This window comes from Pseudomonas sp. MF6747 (assembly GCF_963890955.1).
Taxonomy (GTDB): Bacteria; Pseudomonadota; Gammaproteobacteria; order Pseudomonadales; family Pseudomonadaceae; genus Aquipseudomonas.
The window spans coordinates 93,050-109,065 of the sequence record NZ_CAWPSZ010000051.1; the positions used below are offsets into that span (position 1 = coordinate 93,050).

Genomic DNA, 16,016 nt, shown 5'->3' on the forward strand with positions numbered 1-16,016 from the left:
TAGCGACCAAGCCAGAAGGCGCGCCTACTCGGCATGCTCAGGAAACTGCGGCGAAAACGCTGCACCTGACCAAAGAGCAACGGCAGGAACTGATCGCCAGCGGTCAGGTGACCTACAAAAATCCGCGCAGGTTTGGCGGATGACCGACTCAAACGTGCAGGTCTGTCTAGCAGCGCGAAGCGCGGTTATGGGCAGTTCACTGCCAATCATGGTTACGAAGCGTTCTGGTAAAATCGAATGCAAGCGGGTGGTCAAGTGGAGTGCAGTATTCCAATTGGTATTCCAAACAAAAATAAAAAAAGATATAAATGTTCTAAATCAATATCTTACCGACCGAATTCAGATTACCCCGGCCCACCAAATGATCAAAAAAAGACGTCCACGGACGTCTTTTTTTGTGCCTGAAATCCAGTGAATACGGGGGTTTCAGGGCTGCTGGAGGCTTTCCAGGTTTTCTGAACTCCAGGCAGTTTGGTGTTCCCAATGGTATTCCCGGCTACCTAGGGCTAATCCTGGGAATACCAAAAGGTGTCATGGAGTACTTCTCATGTGCGCTCAAACCAGCCGCCCCTCTCCGACCGCCAGCTCAAGGCGATCAAACCGAGAGACAAGGAAGACGTCCTCACCGATGGCGACGGGCTTCAGCTGCGTGTCAGAGTCAATCGCTCGATGCACGTCACCAAGAATCGAATCAACATGGCACTCGGCTCATACCCCGAGGTTTTTCTTGCGCAAGCCAGGAAGAAAACCGTTGAGGCCAGAGAGCTGTTTGCGCAGGGTATCGGCCCCAAAGCTCAACGCGATGAGCTACAGGAAGCTAAACGAGCGGACACGCAATATACGTTCGAGAACGTGGCCACCGCGTAATTGAAGAAGGATTGCGTCACTCCCGCATATGCCGAAGACATCTGGTGCTCACTCACGCTGCGTGTATGTCCGAGCATGAAATCAACGCCCTTATCAGAAGTGAATGCCCCGATGGTCGCCAATAGCCAGACCGGCAACATGGCATTGAAACGCATGGGTTTTCAGGACCGATTGGTCAGCCACCGCATGCGCTCCATGGCCAGCACCGTCCTGAATGAGCATGGGTGGGATCCGGAGCTGATCGAAGTCGCGCTGGCGCATGTCGTTAAAGACGAGGTTCAAAGCGCCAACGGGCGTATTTAACCTCCGAGAGTTCATTTGGATCATATAAAGGCGCATGTATGGGAGCGGAGAGCGGCTGTTCGCCTCATGAAACTTTTTTCATATCCCTCTAAAAAATACCTCGCCGTTGCACCAACGCTTTTCTGGCTATTTTTTCTTTTAGCTTTTTTCATCTCGAAAAAACAGACGCTTAAGAAAATATCGGCGCTCAAAATCAGAACTTCATCCAACAATATTGAATAGCTCCCTATCATTTTTTTGATGCCGTTTATTCCAAAAAGGTCTTTTGTCGGGAAAACGGGGACATGCTTTATTGCTCAAAGATGTAACGAGTTATTTCAATTTTTACCGTTTTTCGGTACCGACAAGGGGGGCTTTCTGTCGGCGAACAGGTGAGTTCCGTTCGTTGCGACGCAGTGGGTTAAGCCTAGGACATTGATGATTTTGCTTGTGCCTGTTTGGCGCAATGCAAATAAGGGATTTGTAATTATCGAGGCTTGAACCCATGAATCATGTGATCAACTCCATACTGGAAAATGCATCAACTCGCCCATCAATCGGCCATACCAACCCTGCGTTACTGCATGACGTTCTATGGCGAGCATTGGAGCACGCACTCAAGGCAAACACGGATGATGCTTCGCAAACCCCTCACACTCGCGCCTGCCTGAGGATCTACGCCGAAATCGATACGCTGTCGTATCTGGACAAGGCAGCTTGCTCAACCTGTGGCCTAGCCTCAAGGCAGAGGTCTACCGCAAGGAAAAGAACCTGAGAATCTATCGGTTGTTTCTTATCTACGCCAAGAGCAATCCCGAGTTCATCCAGTCTTCATCGCTGAATGATTTCTACAGCGGGTTCCTCGCGGCCGTGAGTACCGATGCAGGTCTGGTCGATCCCATCAGCGCCCACCATTTCACCTGGTGATCAGCCCCGATACCCAGGGCAACCTGGGTATCGGCAGGCGCTACCCTCCAAGAGGATCAACTGTATGGCATTTACTACCCTGATACTCGATGCCCCCGGCCCACCGTTACTGTTTGAGGAAGTTGATCGCTTTCTTGAGCTGGGCATGGCCGTCACCCTCAACCTGCACTATTTCGCAGACAAAGAGCGCATCCGGCAGCACTACACCACGCGCATTCAATATGCCGAGATCAACTGCCACGACGAGCCTGCCTTTATTGCCGCCGTGAGTCGGGCCGGGGGTTACAGCGTGTTCAAGACGCGCTTGAACATCCCCCTGGGCGCCAGCCTGATCCGCGCCGCCAGCTCGCCCGCGTTGGCCACGCCACTGCGCGCTATTGCCCAGGCCGGCACCGGGGTTAATCATATTGATCGGCTTGAGTGCGAGCAGCGCGGCGTGGCGATACTCAACACGCCAGGTTCCAACGCGACCGCTGTTGCCGAGTACGTCGTGGCCCAGACGCTGTTTCTGTCTCGCGACCTGGATTACTACAACGCCCAAACCCACAACGGCCATTGGGCAAAAGGCACCTTGGCACCTACCCCCGAATACGCCGAACTCACGCTTGGGCTGGTGGGCACCGGCAGCATTGCCCGGCAGGTGGCACGCAAGGCGGCGGCGCTGGGCATCAAGGTGATCGCCACCGGGTCGGAGCGCTTCACCGAACAGGTGGCACGCAGCCTTGAGCTTGAGCGACGAGCAAACCTTGCGCAGTTACTGGCCGAGGCGCACATCGTTTCGATCCACGTCCCGCTCACCACGCTGACCCGAGGCTTGTTCGGCACTGCCGAGTTCCGGCAGATGCGCCCAGGTTCAATCCTGATCAATACCGCACGCGGCGGGATCGTCGACGAACACCAGCTGGCAGCCTTCATGCGCCAGTTTCCCAAGCATATCAAGGCGGTCGCCATCGATACCTTTGCCCTGGAAAAGGACCGGTTCGAGTCGCCACTGACCGGCATTCCCTGCGCGCAATTGACGCCACATATCGCCGGCAATACCACCACGGCAATCAGGGCGGCATCGCGCCAGATCGTCGACAAGATCCATGCATTCAGTAACGCCGCCAGCGTGCTTTAACCTATCGGACACAAGGAAGGCCACACCATGCAAACCTCTATTTTTACCCGTCTGAACGCCCTGAGTTGCACCGACCTCAGCGATGCGATGGACCGCCTGAAAATCGTTTGCCAGTGCACCGACATCATGCCCCTGGATCGCACGTTCAATCTCACCGGCAAAGCCTGGACCCTGCGCTACGGCCCTATTGGCCGGGATGGCGGTTCGGTGGGGGACTACATCGACGACCTTGAGGCCGGCCAGGTGGTGGTGATCGACAACCAGGCGCGGCTCGACACCACCGTGTGGGGCGACTTGCTGACCTCTACCGCCGCCCGTAAGCAGTTGGCCGGGACGGTGATTGACGGTATCTGCCGCGATGTCGACCGTGCGCTGGCGCTTGATTACCCGATCTTTTCCCGGGGTAACTGGATGCGCACCGGCAAGGATCGGGTGCGTGTTGAGGCGATCCAGGCGCCCGTGACGCTGGGCGGCGTGCGGGTACAACCGGATGATTGGTTGCGCGGCGATGGCGATGGCCTGGTGGTGATTCCGGCCGGTTCGCTGAGCGAAGTGCTGGCGGTGGCCGAAGAAGTCCACCAGGCCGAAGAGCATATCCGCGCGGCTATCGAGGCAGGCGTGCCGTTGCGCCAGGCTCGGGCCGACTATGGTTACCACGCACTCCAAACCCCACGTAGCTGACGATAGCGTTGACTGATGGCGAGTGTGTCTGTGGGTGCTCAAGTGAAATGCCATTTCGCACGGTATTGCAGTGGGTATTTACCCATTCGACGCATCAACAGAACCCGCCCAGTGCGGGTTTTGTTGTTTCTGGAGGGTGGAAAGCCCAGCCGGCGGGCCTTCGGATTTTTCCTTCGATATGTCGCGCTGTTGGTGAACTGGCCGCGCTCTCCCCTCCCCGCTAACCTCCCCCAGTCGCTGCAAAATCAGCGACCGGGTTTAGCAGCTCGGTTAATATCAAGGCCTGCAACGCCACCACCTGTCCAGCATCCGCTGGACTGCATTATGGCGGCTGTGCGTGGGGCACTTTCGGGTGCGCTGGGTTCCTTGATTCCTGGTCTGCTAACCCGCGTACAGTCGCCACCCTTTTCGTTTAGCAGCGATGTCTGGCGACTCCATCAATCAAGGAGTTTGCGCCATGAAAAAAATCACCCCCAATCCTCCAACAACGCTCTTCACAATTACTGAAGGCGTCGATCCCGAAACCCTGCTGATCCAAGCCAGCGAAACCCTCGCCTCCCTGAACGCCATGACCACAGACCTGGCCTTCAAGCTTGAAGGCTCGCATCGCCACACGCTGCTGGCCGCTCAGCAATTGACCGTTTTGGGCGAGCTACTCATCGACCGTGTGTTGAGCACCCACCCCTTCCCCAGCCACACGCCTCAGCCCTAAGCGACGTAAAAGGGCGAGCCGCCTCACAACGCCTCGCCCTCTGGAAACCCCTCGCACTTCCCATTACCCTGACGGCCTTTATCAGACAACCGGAAGTCCGATACCCGTGCTCAAGCCTCTCGCTGTCCTCGCGCTCGCCTGCGCGCCGTTGCTCGTCTCTGCTGCCGACCTGGCAGGTGTCTGGAAAGGCACACTGGGCAAGTCCTCCATTACGGCCTGTTTCAACGGGGCTCACGGGGCCAATGGCAGTTATTACTACCAGCGCATTCTCACCCCCATCCAGCTGACACAAGCCAACGCCAGCGAGCCGTGGGCCGAAGAGGGCAATACCGGTTTCTGGCAACTGGACGAACCGCAAGGCGACACGCTGACGGGAACCTGGAGTAAAACACTGGGCGGTAAAAGCCTGGCATTGGCGCTCAAGCGGGCGGATTCGGACAGCTGCGCCAGCGACACCTATAACAACCCGCTCGAGGCGGTGCCGCCGGCGGTGACGGTCGAGAAGAAGACGTTCGGCGAGCACGCCTACCAGGTGAAAACCCAGGGCGGGCAGGTCACTTTGAAACTCGAAGGCGACGGGCCGGCGATCGAGAAGATCAACCGCGACCTGGCGCGCCTGGCAATCAGTCCCGACGGCCAGGCAGACTTCTACCGCGAGCGGCGCAACGCGCTGGATCAAAGCGGCAGCACCTCAACCAGTGAAATCACCGTAGAGCCCTTCTACTGGTCGTCGCAGTGGATCACCGTGCGGTTTTACCGCTGGACAGCCGGTTACGGTCGCGGCGGCATCAGTTGGGGCTTGCACAGCTGGAACCTGCAAACCGGCGACAGCGTAGACCCGTGGACCTGGCTGGGTGGGCGCGAAGAATGGGACAGCCCGTACTCCGGCCAAATCAAGCTGCCCAGCGCATTCAGCCGCTGGCTGGCCAAGCAAACCACCACTGACGAGGGCTGCCCGGCCATCAACCGCTATTCCTCCTTTGACCTGAGCTTCAACACCCAAGGCCTGCAACTCTCGACACCGGCCACGGGAGACGGCTGCGACAATGACTTGTCTTTCACCTGGGAGCAGTTGGAGCCGGTACTCACAGCGCAAGGCAAGGCAGCCGTGCCAAGCTTGAAACTGCCCTGAGTTGCACGTCGGCCAGCCTTACAAAAAACTGACACTCATTCATGAAATGTTCAGAAGTGCTGGCAGATACTAGCCGATCGCCACGGCCGTTCCCCCGAACGGTCCCTTGCTCCGGTAGCCAGAAACCATGACGCGTCCCGCCCCTCTGCTGCTCCTTCTCGCTGGTTTGTTGTTCTTCTTTGCCTTGGGTGGCCATGAGCTGCAAGGCTCCACCGAAGCCCGCGTCGCCGGGATCGCCATGGCCATGCACCTGGACAATGACTGGGTCATCCCGCGCCTGTTCCGCGAACCCTTCCTGGAAAAACCGCCCCTGAGCCTATGGCTGGACGCCGGCGCCATTCGCCTGTTCGGCGGCACGACGTGGGCCGTGCGCCTGGCGTCGGCATTTGCCGGCCTGTTCAGCGTGATGCTGTTTTACGCGATGCTGCGCAAGTTTGGACGGCCCAAGCCAATGGCATTCTGCGCGGCGCTGATTCTGGCAACCATGGCCAGTTACTGGGGCAACGTGCGGGGCGTGGGGGAAGACTCGCTGCTCAGCCTCGGCGTGACCACCGCGCTGCTGGCGTTCTATCAAGCTGTGCGGCCGGACCGCGAAGGTTCAAGTACGTGGGCCTGGGCGTTGTTCACCGTCGGCATGGTCATCGCGACCCTGAGTAAAGGTGTACTGGGCCTGGCGATGCCGGGCATCGTGATCTTTGTGTACCTGGCCAGCACCAGCGTGATGGATAAGCGTGTGCGCATTGGCGACTGGCTCAAGCCAGCGCTGTTCACGCTGCTGGCCCTGGTGCCGTTGCTCATCTGGTTGAGCTTCCTGTTCCAGCGCGGCGGCATGCAGGCTGTGGCCGAAGTGCTGTGGACCAACAGCGTCGGGCGTTTCAGCGGCTCGTTTGTCGAGGCCGGGCACTATGAACCCTTCTACTACTACATCGCCAAACTGCCCGAAGCCTTCCTGCCGTGGAACATCCTGGTGTACCTGGGCCTGTGGCACTTTCGCAAAAGCCTGGTGCGTAACCGCTACCGGCTGTTTTTCAGCGTGTGGCTGGTGGCGCAGTTCACCCTGCTGACCCTGGCTTCGAGCAAGCGCGTGGTTTACCTGATGGCACTCACGCCTGCCGCCGCCGTACTGGCAGCGGAATACGCAGGGGTATTGTTGGCGTGGCTCAAAGCCAACAAACCGGCGCTGTACCGCGTCCACCGAGGCGTGATCGGTGGCGTGTTCACCCTGGCGATAGCCTGTTACCTGGCGGCGGCGTTCTGGTTTGCGCCCAAAGCCGACGTGCGCCAGTCGTTTGTGCCCGTCATCAGTGAGGTTCAGGCCTACCAGGCCCAAGGCAAGGACGTGGTGCTGTTCCAGCCCAACGAACGTATCGCCGGGGCCAGCGTGTTCTATCTGCAGGCCTACTTGCCGATCCTGCAAACCGAAACTGAGCTGCGCAGCTATCTCACGGCCAAGCCCGGCAACATCGCGTTGCTGGACCGCACGGAGCAACTGGCCGAGAAGGTCACGGTGATCAAGGAAATCTCGATCAACCGTCAGCCTTACTACTTCGTCGAGCAGTAAGGCTGGCGCGGGGCATCAGTGCTTGGTGAGCTTGTCCAGGTAACCCATGGCGAACGCCGAGATCACAAAGGTCATGTGGATGATCACGTACCACATCAAATGCTGCGGATCGACGTTCTTGGCGTCCATGAAGATACGCAGCAGGTGGATGGACGAGATCGCCACGATAGACGCCGCCACTTTCATCTTCAGCGATGAAGAGTCCATGGTGCCCAGCCAGTTGAGCTTTTCCTTGCTCTCATCGATATCCAGCTGCGAGACGAAGTTCTCGTAGCCGGAAATCATCACCATCACCAGCAAGCCGCCGACCAGGGCCATGTCGATCAACGACAGCAGCACCAGGATCAGGTCGGACTCGGCCATCGAGAACACGCTCGGCAGCAGGTGAATCACTTCCTGGAAGAACTTCAGCGCCAGCGCCAGCAACCCCAGGCACAAGCCGAAATAAATCGGCGCCAGCAGCCATCGCGAGGCGTACATGGCATTTTCGATAAAGCGTTCCATTGAATCTCACACAGCCTGGCTAAAAATGGCCGCGAGTATACCAGCCGCTACCAAACACCTGTAACCGCGAGAAAACTGACCTGAGCGGCATCTGTAAGAGAATTTTTCTGCTAGTGTCGAGCCCATCAAATCGGCTCGATGCTGACGAACAGGAAGACTCGAATAATGGATGTGCGATCCCCTTTGGCCACTTTCGGCCTGTGTGCGGTGTTGCTGATGGCTGGCGGCTGCTCGCCCAAAGAAGAGCAGAAGCAGGCCACCCTCGAAGAGAAAACCGCGAAGTTCGAACAATCGCTGGACAGCATTCAAGACCCCAAGCTCAGAGACGCCATCGCCGACCTTGGTGGCTCGCTGCTGTTGCTGGAGCGGGCGCGGGTCAAGCTCGCCAACAAGCCCATCGAAGCCGAATACGGCGAAGACACCCTGGCCCTGCTCAAGCACTACCCCACGCCCCAGGCCTTGGTGGACACCTACATCAATGGCCTGTTCGTGCTGCGCAAAGCCTCGCATTCCGACTACCTGACCGATTTGCAGCCGGTGTTCCCCTTCAACTTCAACACCCCGGACCAATTCCCCTTCCCCCACGGCCTTGAATGGCAGTCGGTGACGTTGAGCAACAACAAGGTCATTCCCTTTCAGCCCGAATGGTCGGAAACAGATCCGGGTATCCAGCTCAGCCCGAGCAGTTCCAACCTGACCAACCCCGATGACTTGACGGTGACTTACCCGTTTATCGAGGGCGTAGAAACCGAGAACAAGAGCCAGCCGCAGCCCGTCAGTCTCAAGGGCGCGGTCGAGGTGATGGCGCCGGGCAAAGTGCTGACCTTCGATTTGTCGAAAAAAGACGTGGGCCACAAACGCACCGAGGGCAACATCACCCTCAACCTGCTGCTGCTTGAGAAAAACTACGCCGAGATCGAGCTGACCAACAGCGAGCCCCTGGCGCCGGAAGTCGGCGACGAATCGCCAAACCCATTGCTGGTGCAGGCGCGCGACAGCACCGGGCAATTTCTCACCCGCTCAGGCTCGATCAACGAAAATGCCGCGCAAGTGGCGTTTTACGAGAAACAACTGGCCGAGATGCAAAAGCAGAAAGCCTGGTCGGAGGCCTTTGAAAAACAGCTGACGGACGAGCAAAAAGCCTTCGAGCACAAACAAAGCAGCCATTACGCCAAGGTGTATTTCAATGGCCTGATCGACACCCTGCAGGTCGACGTCCTGGATTTTTCCAAGGCCACCGTCACCCGCAAGGACCTCGACCTGCCGGTGCTGCGTTTTGACAAGAACAGCCTGCAAAAGACCGTGCAAGCCTTGCCGATGCCGGTCACCGTGTACGACGACAGCGCTGCCAGCTGGCTCAAAGACGCGGCAATGACGGAAGACCAGCTGAAAAACAGCGTGACGATCAGCCAATCAACCGAAGACGCCAGCGCTGCGAAGATTGTCTTTGACCACCCGTTCACCTTCAATGACGACCTGGTCGGTGCCGATCGCAACAACAGCGACGCGCCCATCACCTTCTTTGCGGCGGACGACAAAGGTCAACGCGGCGAGCCCATCGAGCTGCCGGCCGAGGCCTTCGAGCTGAACGCCGCCACCGGCACGCTCACCTACGATCTCAACCTGTTCCCGGAAACCCCGGCGTTTGTGGTGGGCTCGATTCCGCTGTTTCTCGCCACCATCGAGAAAGCCACGATCGACGTTGCCAAGCTGCCCAAGGGCCTGTCGCTCAAGGACAACGCATTGATCGTCGATCAAAAGGAATTTCCCGCCGACAGCTGGCGCTTCTACGCCAAGGACGCGAGCGGCAATTACCTGAAGGAAATTCTCGGCGTCAGCCACCGTGCCGAGGAATACGGCACAGCGTTGTTTGACGTGCACTATTTCTACGGCCAGCCGACCAGCCTGGAAAGCTACCAGCGCACCGACCTCGACACCGTGCAATACGGCTTTGAGGTCAAACTGGACAAGCCCGACAGCAAATAAACGCTCAGTGGCGAATATCACTGAGCGTCTGGGCTCGCCCGCCATTGAGTTGCCGCAGATGTGCCTGCAGGTGCAGGCACCAGATCTGCGGGTCGTCCGCCAGCTCGTAGCCGTGCAGCGTCAAGCTTTCGACGATCGATCCCAGAATGGTTTCTGCCACGAAGGGCCCATGAAACGGGCCTTGAGACTTGATGGTGGAAGGCTGTTCGCCGGTCATCCCGGCAGCAAACAACAGCGTCCACATCCCGTTATCCCCGGCGAGAGGGCGAATGGAGCATTCGATACGGGTGACCAGGCCCAGGCATTGGCGGGTAAGGCAAAGGTTGCGCGGCATGGCGGCGACCCTCGGTAGATCGGTGTTCAACCTCGCGCAGGGCAAGGCTGTCTCTGTCCAGCGACTCCTGTGGATATCCCTTGAAGTGAGAATAGAAGAAAACCAGTACAAACCAAGCTTGTAGGGACCAACGGGCGTTGGTGCCTGAGGATGGAGTCAATTTAGTGGCGAATTTACCGAGGTGGTCGATACACCGCTGATCAAATGTGGGAGCGGGCTTGCTCGCGAATGCAATTTGTCAGACACATTGATACTGACTGATCCACCGCCTTCGCGAGCAAGCCCGCTCCCACATTAACCGCGTGCTGACAACAATCAGGTGGGTTTGGCTTCCGCCAACGCCTGCTGCGCCAGCTCCTTCTCCGCCTCCTTCAAGTCATCCTCGCTGATCATCTCGGCAATCGCGCGCAAACGCTCTACCACGCGCGCATTCACGGTGCCTTCAGGGAATTGGCCCTCCTCGTCCGGCTCACCGGCAGGCTCACCGACCAACAAGCTCAACGCCTCGTCCGCCTGACGCACGGCGTAGATGTGAAATTGCCCGTCGCGCACGGCCTGCAGCACCTTCTCGTCAAGCATCAGCGTAGCCACGTTGGCCTGCGGGATGATCGCGCCCTGCTCACCGGTCAACCCGCGTGCTTCGCAGAGGCGGAAGAAACCTTCGATTTTCTCGTTGACCCCGCCCACCGCCTGCACTTCACCAAACTGGTTGATTGAGCCGGTGATGGCAAAGCACTGCTTGAGCGGCGTCTTCGACAGCGCCGAAATCAGGGTGCACGCCTCGCCCAGCGAGGCACTGTCGCCGTCCACATAACCGTAGGACTGCTCCAGCGCGATACTCGCCGAGATCGCCAGCGGGAATTCCTGTGCATAACGGCTGCCCAGGTAACCGGTAAGAATCATCACGCCCTTGGAGTGAATCGGCTGGCCGAGGTTAACTTCGCGCTCGATGTCGACAATGCCGCTGCCGCCGGGGTACACCGTGGCGGAAATCCGCGCCGGCACGCCGAACGCCGAATCGCCGACCTCCAGCACCGTCAGCCCGTTGCACTTGCCGACCGCCGCACCAGCGGTGTCGATCAGGATCACGCCGGCAAGCATGTCGTCGAGAATCCGCGCCGACACCCGCCCGGTACGCGTGGCCTTGGCCTTGAGCGCGCGTTCGATATGCCCCGCGTCAGTCATCTCGTCGCCCGCCAGGTGGCGAATGAAATCCGCCTCACTGACCAGCTGGAACAAGTCGCCAATGCGCGCCGACAACCGCCCCTGATGTTCAGCCAGGCGTGCGCTGTAAGTCGCCAGCCGCGCCACCGCGTCCGACGTCAACGGTGCCATGCCTTCTTCCGAGGTGCGGGTTTTAAGCAACTGGGCAAACTGCTCCAGGCTTTCGTCGACCATCGGGATGTCTTCGTCGAAATCCACCAGGACGCGGAACATCTCCTGGAAGTCCGGATCGGCGTCCTGCAGCGCGTAGTACAGCTGGCGCGAACCGATAATGATGACTTTGACCTGCAACGGAATCATCTGCGGGTTGAGGGTCACCGTGGCCAGGCGGCCCAGCTCGCCCAGCGGCGATTCCATCTTCAGCTTGCGCGACTGCAGGGAGCGCTTGAGTGCGTCCCACACAAACGGCTCGCCGAGCATTTTTTCGGCTTCCAGAATCAGGAAACCGCCATTGGCACGGTGCAAGGCGCCCGGGCGCAACTGACGATACGTGGTGTAGAGCGCGCCCTGGTCAGTGCTGTATTCGATACGGCCAAACAGGTTGTCGTAGGTCGGGTGCGGCTCGAACACCACCGGCGCGCCGCCATTGACCGGGTGGCCGACCACCAGGCTGGGGCAGTATTGCTCTTCGAGCAGCTTGCGGGCCTGGGCGTCGGTCTTGGCATCATCCACCAGTTGCTCGACCACGGTTTTAAGCAGGTACACCTGCATGGCTTGCAAGTAGCCGCACACCGCTGCGTTTTCTGCGTACTTTTCGGACAGCGGCGCCAGCAAAGGCTGCAGGGCCAGGGTGATGGTTTCTTCGTTGAATTGGCGCAGTTGGTTGTTGGACTCACGTTTCCACTGCGGCAGGCTGGCCAACTCTTCGTTGAGGCGCTCTTCCAGCTCGGAAATATCTGTGTGGAAGCGCTCACGATCAGCTTCCGGCAGCTGCGAAAACTCGGCCTCGTCCAGCGCCTTGCCATCAAGCATCGGCGTGAACGCGATGTTGGTGCTGTCGCGGTACAGCGCCACGTCCTTTTCAAGGGCCAGACGCTCGATCACGTCCAGAGCCTTGTCGTAGCGCTGGTTGAAGGCGCGGTCGATGGCGCTTTTGCGCTGTTGATAGGTGGGGTGTTCGAACACCGCCGGGAAGGTGGCGACCAGGTTGTCGACCAGAGCGTTGATATCGGCGATGAACGCCGCTGCGCCGCCGCCCGGCAATTCCAGGGCGCGTGGCTCACGCGGCTCATCAAAATTATTGACGTAGACCCAGTCCGACGGGGTCTGCAGGCGTTTGCCTTCGGCTTTCAGGTAGCGTTTGACGAACGAAAAGCGGCCGGTACCGGGCTCGCCCATGACAAACACGTTGTAACCGGGGCGTGGCATCGCCACACCGAACTGCAACGCTTCAACTGCGCGTTCCTGGCCAAGCACACCGCGAAAGGGCTCCAAATCATTGGTGGTCGAGAAGCTGAACTGTTCAGCGGAGAAAGGGCGAGTCAGCGCTTCAGGCGCTAGACGCAAGCTGGCAGCAACAGGATCAGGCATCGGGCTTCCTTACATCAGGCGGGGCAGATGACGGCATTCTGGCTCTCGGTTGCGCGCTCTGGCAAGGCGCGCCTGTGGGAAAGCGTAGACACGGGAGGCGTCCTACAAAAAAATCGCGACAACGGTGCGCAATCACTCCGATTGTTTTATAAAAAATAACGGAACCCCAGGAACGTGCCTAAACTCCAAACTGCGCGGGTTGGACTAATAACTGGCCCCTAGGGCGCTGCGACGCGCCTGAACCCTTGTCCATTGGTTTGCACACAAAGAGAACAAAGCTATGAAACGGATCCTTCTTGGTACTCTCTTCACCGTCGTCTCCCTCAATGCAATGGCAGAAGCACCAGGTGGCCCGAACTGCGGTTGGGGCAACATGTTGTTTGAAGGCCAGCGCGGTACTCCAGCTCACTTCCTCGCTTCCACCACCAACGGCACCTCGGGTAACGCCACCTTCGGCATGACCTCGGGCACCAACGGTTGCAGCACCAACAGCGCCCTGACCTACGGCGGCAAGTCCTGGATTGCCATGAATGGCATGATGAACGAGCTGTCCGAAGACATGGCCAAAGGCAACGGCGAAGCGCTGACCACCTACGCGGTGGTACTGGGCGTTGCACCGGAAGATCGCGATCACTTCGCGGCCGTGACCCACGAGCACTTCCAGCAGATCTTCAGCAAAGCTGACGTGACCGCCGATGACGTGCACAACAACACCCTGGCTGTACTGAAAAGCGATGCCCGCCTGGCAAAATACGCTACCCAGGCTTAAGCTCGACCCGCCCGCGCCTTTCGAGGCGCGGGTTTTATTTTGGACCCGCCTCCCCTTTGGGTCTCACTATTTCCGACTTAAGTTGCCCCTATGCTCAAACGCTTTGCCTGGTTGGCACTCTTCGCCTGCGCCCCGCTGTATGCGGCCCCGCATATTGATGATCAACGTTTGCAGCAATTGGCCAACGATCCGTTCTGGCTATCTCTGGGCCATTACGAAGCCGGCAAGCTCAAGGGCTGGCGCAGTTATGTCAGCGACAAGAAATTCTTCCTCGCCCCTGATGGCGCCCACCATCCGGACCAGGAACTCAAGGCGACCGTAGAGGCGCTGTACGCCCCGGCCAGCCTCGGCGAAAAACACGCCCAATGCGTTTACCCCGCACGTACGCGCTGGCTCAAGGAACAGTTGCAGCTGACCGACTTGCCTACCCTGGAGTGCAAAGAATTCACCCAGTGGTTCAAGGACGTCGCGCCCCACAGCGCGGTGATGATCTTCCCGGCGGCCTACCTCAACAGCCCGTCGTCGATGTTCGGCCACACGTTGCTGCGCATCGACCAGGCTGACGTGCAAAGAGACAAGACCGCGCTGCTCAGCTACGCGATCAACTTCGGCGCCTACATCGAAGGCTCCGACAACAGCATTCTCTACGCCTGGAAAGGCCTGATGGGCGGCTATCCGGGCCTGTTTGCGTTGGTGCCCTACCAGGAAAAGCTCTCGGAGTACCGTAGCCTCGAGAACCGTGATCTGTGGGAATACCGCCTGAACCTTACCCAAGTCGAGACCGAACGCATGGTCCGGCACGTATGGGAGCTCAAGCAGATCCAGTTCGACTATTTCTTTTTCGACGAAAACTGCTCGTATCGCCTGCTGGAGCTGCTGCAAGTGGCGCGCCCAAGCCTGCGCCTGACCGAACAATTCCCGCTGACGGCGATCCCCACCGACACCGTCAAGGCGGTGAAAGAGGCTGGCCTGGTAGAGAAAATCGACTATCGCCCGTCCCGTGAACGCGAACTGCTCGAACGTGCCAAGCCGCTTGATAGTGATGAGCAGCAATGGGTATTGAACATCAGCGACGACCAGAAGCAGCTGCAGGAGCCCGCCTTCAAGGCGCTGCCCCGCGACCGTCAGGCGCTGATCATCGACGCCGCCTATCGCCTGGGCCGCTACCGCGCCAATGGTCTTGAGCGCGACACCGAACGCTCGCAACGCAGCTTCGAACTGCTGCGCGCGATCAACCAGAACCCGGCGCCAGACCTGAAAGTCGAACGCCCCGGCCTGCCGGAAGACGGCCATGAGTCCCGCACCTGGCAGGCCGGCATCGGCACCCGTGGCAGCAAGACCTTCGGCGAATACGGCCTGCGCATGGCCTACCACGACCTCAACGACAACGCCGAAGGCTTCCCGCTGGGCGCACAGATTGAAATCCTGCAGATGAAACTGCGCCAGTACGAAGGCAACCACTGGCAACTGCAGCAATTGGACCTGGCCACCATCCGCTCCCTGACCCCGCGCAACGCCCTACTGCAGCCGTGGTCATGGCAAGTGACTGGCGGCCTGGAGCGCGTGCCAGGCAAACACGACGACGAAACCCTCGTGGCCCACGTCAACGGCGGCGCCGGCGGCACCTGGCAACTCACCGACGACATGCTCGGCTTCGCCCTCGGCACCGTGCGCGTGGAACACAACAACGACTTCAGCGAAGCCATCTCCCCGGCTGCCGGGTTCAACACCGGCGTGCTGTGGAAAAACCCGCTGGGGAATTTGAGCCTGGAAGCCAAAGGGGATTTCTTCACCAATGGCGAAGTGCGGCGCAGTGTCAGCTTGAACCAGCAGTGGGAATTGTCGCGCAACCTGGGCCTGCGCCTGAGCGCCCAGCGCGAGTACAGCCACCTGTCCACCCCCGTGAATGAAGTGATGCTTGAAGTGAAGTGGTATCACTACTGACCTGTGAGACCGGGCGAAGACCCACTGTGGGAGCTGGCTTGCCCGCGAAAGCGGTGTATCAGTAACAACCAGACTGACCGCCCCACCGCCATCGCAGGCAAGCCAGCTCCCACACTGGTTTGTGCCTGGCCTGAATTCTACGCACGCCGCAGTTCAAAGGTGGGAGCGGGCTTGCCCGCGATAGCGGTGTATCAGTAACAACCAGGCTGACCGCCCCACCGCCATCGCAGGCAAGCCAGCTCCCACACGGGTTTTGTGCCTGGCCTGAATTCTGCGCACGCCGCAGTTCAAATGTGAGAGCGGGCTTGCCCGCGATAGCGGTGTATCAGTAACAACCTGACTGACTGCCCCACCGCCATCCCAGGCAAGCCAGCTCCCACACTGGTTTGTGCCTGGCCTGAATCCCTTGCCCGCCGCAGTTCAAAGGTAGGAGCGGGCTTGCT

At 59.1% G+C, this 16,016-nt stretch carries 13 protein-coding genes and 1 pseudogene; 11 read left to right on the forward strand and 3 right to left on the reverse strand.

The features are described 5' to 3' along the window. The first annotated feature begins 139 nt into the window (after window positions 1-139). The 8 genes and pseudogenes from AACW30_RS27490 to AACW30_RS27525 all read left to right on the forward strand — a co-directional run bounded on the left by AACW30_RS27490 (window position 140) and on the right by AACW30_RS27525 (window position 7,282). Entirely contained in the window at window positions 140-415 is a 276-nt protein-coding gene (locus tag AACW30_RS27490) for a hypothetical protein (RefSeq protein ID WP_200623898.1), read from the forward strand. Between the two features lie 134 nt (window positions 416-549). Beyond that, window positions 550-1,164, forward strand: a pseudogene (locus AACW30_RS27495) (integrase arm-type DNA-binding domain-containing protein); the annotation flags it as partial. Between the two features lie 702 nt (window positions 1,165-1,866). Continuing rightward, window positions 1,867-2,076, forward strand: coding sequence for a hypothetical protein (locus AACW30_RS27500; protein ID WP_200623899.1), 210 nt, complete (start codon window positions 1,867-1,869; stop codon window positions 2,074-2,076). 64 nt (window positions 2,077-2,140) lie between these two features. Continuing rightward, window positions 2,141-3,196, forward strand: a complete 1,056-nt coding sequence (locus AACW30_RS27505; RefSeq protein WP_200623900.1) for an NAD(P)-dependent oxidoreductase — start codon at window positions 2,141-2,143, stop codon at window positions 3,194-3,196. Window positions 3,197-3,223: 27 nt separating this feature from the next. Next, window positions 3,224-3,877 carry an RraA family protein gene (locus tag AACW30_RS27510; RefSeq protein WP_200623901.1) on the forward strand — a complete coding sequence of 218 codons (654 nt, stop codon included), beginning with the start codon at window positions 3,224-3,226 and terminating at the stop codon, window positions 3,875-3,877. A gap of 457 nt (window positions 3,878-4,334) precedes the next feature. After that, the gene (locus AACW30_RS27515; protein ID WP_119740999.1) at window positions 4,335-4,589 is read left to right on the forward strand and encodes a DUF6124 family protein; all 255 of its coding nucleotides are present in this window, start codon (window positions 4,335-4,337) and stop codon (window positions 4,587-4,589) included. Window positions 4,590-4,695: 106 nt separating this feature from the next. Continuing rightward, the gene (locus tag AACW30_RS27520; protein ID WP_179676704.1) at window positions 4,696-5,721 is read left to right on the forward strand and encodes a hypothetical protein; all 1,026 of its coding nucleotides are present in this window, start codon (window positions 4,696-4,698) and stop codon (window positions 5,719-5,721) included. Window positions 5,722-5,848: 127 nt separating this feature from the next. Beyond that, window positions 5,849-7,282 carry an ArnT family glycosyltransferase gene (locus tag AACW30_RS27525; RefSeq protein WP_169367650.1) on the forward strand — a complete coding sequence of 478 codons (1,434 nt, stop codon included), beginning with the start codon at window positions 5,849-5,851 and terminating at the stop codon, window positions 7,280-7,282. Window positions 7,283-7,297: 15 nt separating this feature from the next. Here the strand turns inward: AACW30_RS27525 and AACW30_RS27530 are convergent, their stop codons facing one another. Next, window positions 7,298-7,786: a TIGR00645 family protein gene (locus tag AACW30_RS27530; RefSeq protein WP_200623902.1), complete on the reverse strand. Its 489-nt coding sequence runs from the start codon at window positions 7,784-7,786 to the stop codon at window positions 7,298-7,300. Window positions 7,787-7,951: 165 nt separating this feature from the next. On the opposite strand from AACW30_RS27530, the gene AACW30_RS27535 reads away from it, so the two are divergent. Continuing rightward, on the forward strand, window positions 7,952-9,772 hold the full coding sequence (locus AACW30_RS27535; RefSeq protein WP_179676702.1) for a hypothetical protein: 1,821 nt from the start codon (window positions 7,952-7,954) through the stop codon (window positions 9,770-9,772). Between the two features lie 4 nt (window positions 9,773-9,776). Here the strand turns inward: AACW30_RS27535 and AACW30_RS27540 are convergent, their stop codons facing one another. Together AACW30_RS27540 and AACW30_RS27545 are read right to left on the reverse strand one after the other, a co-directional pair. After that, complete coding sequence (locus AACW30_RS27540; protein ID WP_106579280.1) at window positions 9,777-10,106, reverse strand: PA4575 family protein; 330 nt, start codon at window positions 10,104-10,106, stop codon at window positions 9,777-9,779. 315 nt (window positions 10,107-10,421) lie between these two features. Further along, a complete protein-coding gene (locus tag AACW30_RS27545; protein ID WP_106579281.1) occupies window positions 10,422-12,860 on the reverse strand; it encodes a Lon protease family protein in 2,439 nt (812 codons plus the stop codon). Between the two features lie 280 nt (window positions 12,861-13,140). On the opposite strand from AACW30_RS27545, the gene AACW30_RS27550 reads away from it, so the two are divergent. Together AACW30_RS27550 and AACW30_RS27555 are read left to right on the forward strand one after the other, a co-directional pair. Continuing rightward, window positions 13,141-13,629 carry a DUF3015 domain-containing protein gene (locus tag AACW30_RS27550; RefSeq protein ID WP_083356699.1) on the forward strand — a complete coding sequence of 163 codons (489 nt, stop codon included), beginning with the start codon at window positions 13,141-13,143 and terminating at the stop codon, window positions 13,627-13,629. Window positions 13,630-13,719: 90 nt separating this feature from the next. Then, a complete protein-coding gene (locus tag AACW30_RS27555; RefSeq protein WP_106579282.1) occupies window positions 13,720-15,573 on the forward strand; it encodes an Lnb N-terminal periplasmic domain-containing protein in 1,854 nt (617 codons plus the stop codon). Window positions 15,574-16,016: the final 443 nt, after the last annotated feature.

Coding starts and splice junctions, on each gene's coding strand:
- AACW30_RS27490 (WP_200623898.1), top strand. CDS start 140: ATGACCGACTCAAACGTGCAGGTCTGTCTAGCAGCGCGAAGCGCGGTT.
- AACW30_RS27505 (WP_200623900.1), top strand. CDS start 2,141: ATGGCATTTACTACCCTGATACTCGATGCCCCCGGCCCACCGTTACTG.
- AACW30_RS27510 (WP_200623901.1), top strand. CDS start 3,224: ATGCAAACCTCTATTTTTACCCGTCTGAACGCCCTGAGTTGCACCGAC.
- AACW30_RS27515 (WP_119740999.1), top strand. CDS start 4,335: ATGAAAAAAATCACCCCCAATCCTCCAACAACGCTCTTCACAATTACT.
- AACW30_RS27525 (WP_169367650.1), top strand. CDS start 5,849: ATGACGCGTCCCGCCCCTCTGCTGCTCCTTCTCGCTGGTTTGTTGTTC.
- AACW30_RS27530 (WP_200623902.1), bottom strand. CDS start 7,786: ATGGAACGCTTTATCGAAAATGCCATGTACGCCTCGCGATGGCTGCTG.
- AACW30_RS27535 (WP_179676702.1), top strand. CDS start 7,952: ATGGATGTGCGATCCCCTTTGGCCACTTTCGGCCTGTGTGCGGTGTTG.
- AACW30_RS27540 (WP_106579280.1), bottom strand. CDS start 10,106: ATGCCGCGCAACCTTTGCCTTACCCGCCAATGCCTGGGCCTGGTCACC.
- AACW30_RS27545 (WP_106579281.1), bottom strand. CDS start 12,860: ATGCCTGATCCTGTTGCTGCCAGCTTGCGTCTAGCGCCTGAAGCGCTG.
- AACW30_RS27550 (WP_083356699.1), top strand. CDS start 13,141: ATGAAACGGATCCTTCTTGGTACTCTCTTCACCGTCGTCTCCCTCAAT.
- AACW30_RS27555 (WP_106579282.1), top strand. CDS start 13,720: ATGCTCAAACGCTTTGCCTGGTTGGCACTCTTCGCCTGCGCCCCGCTG.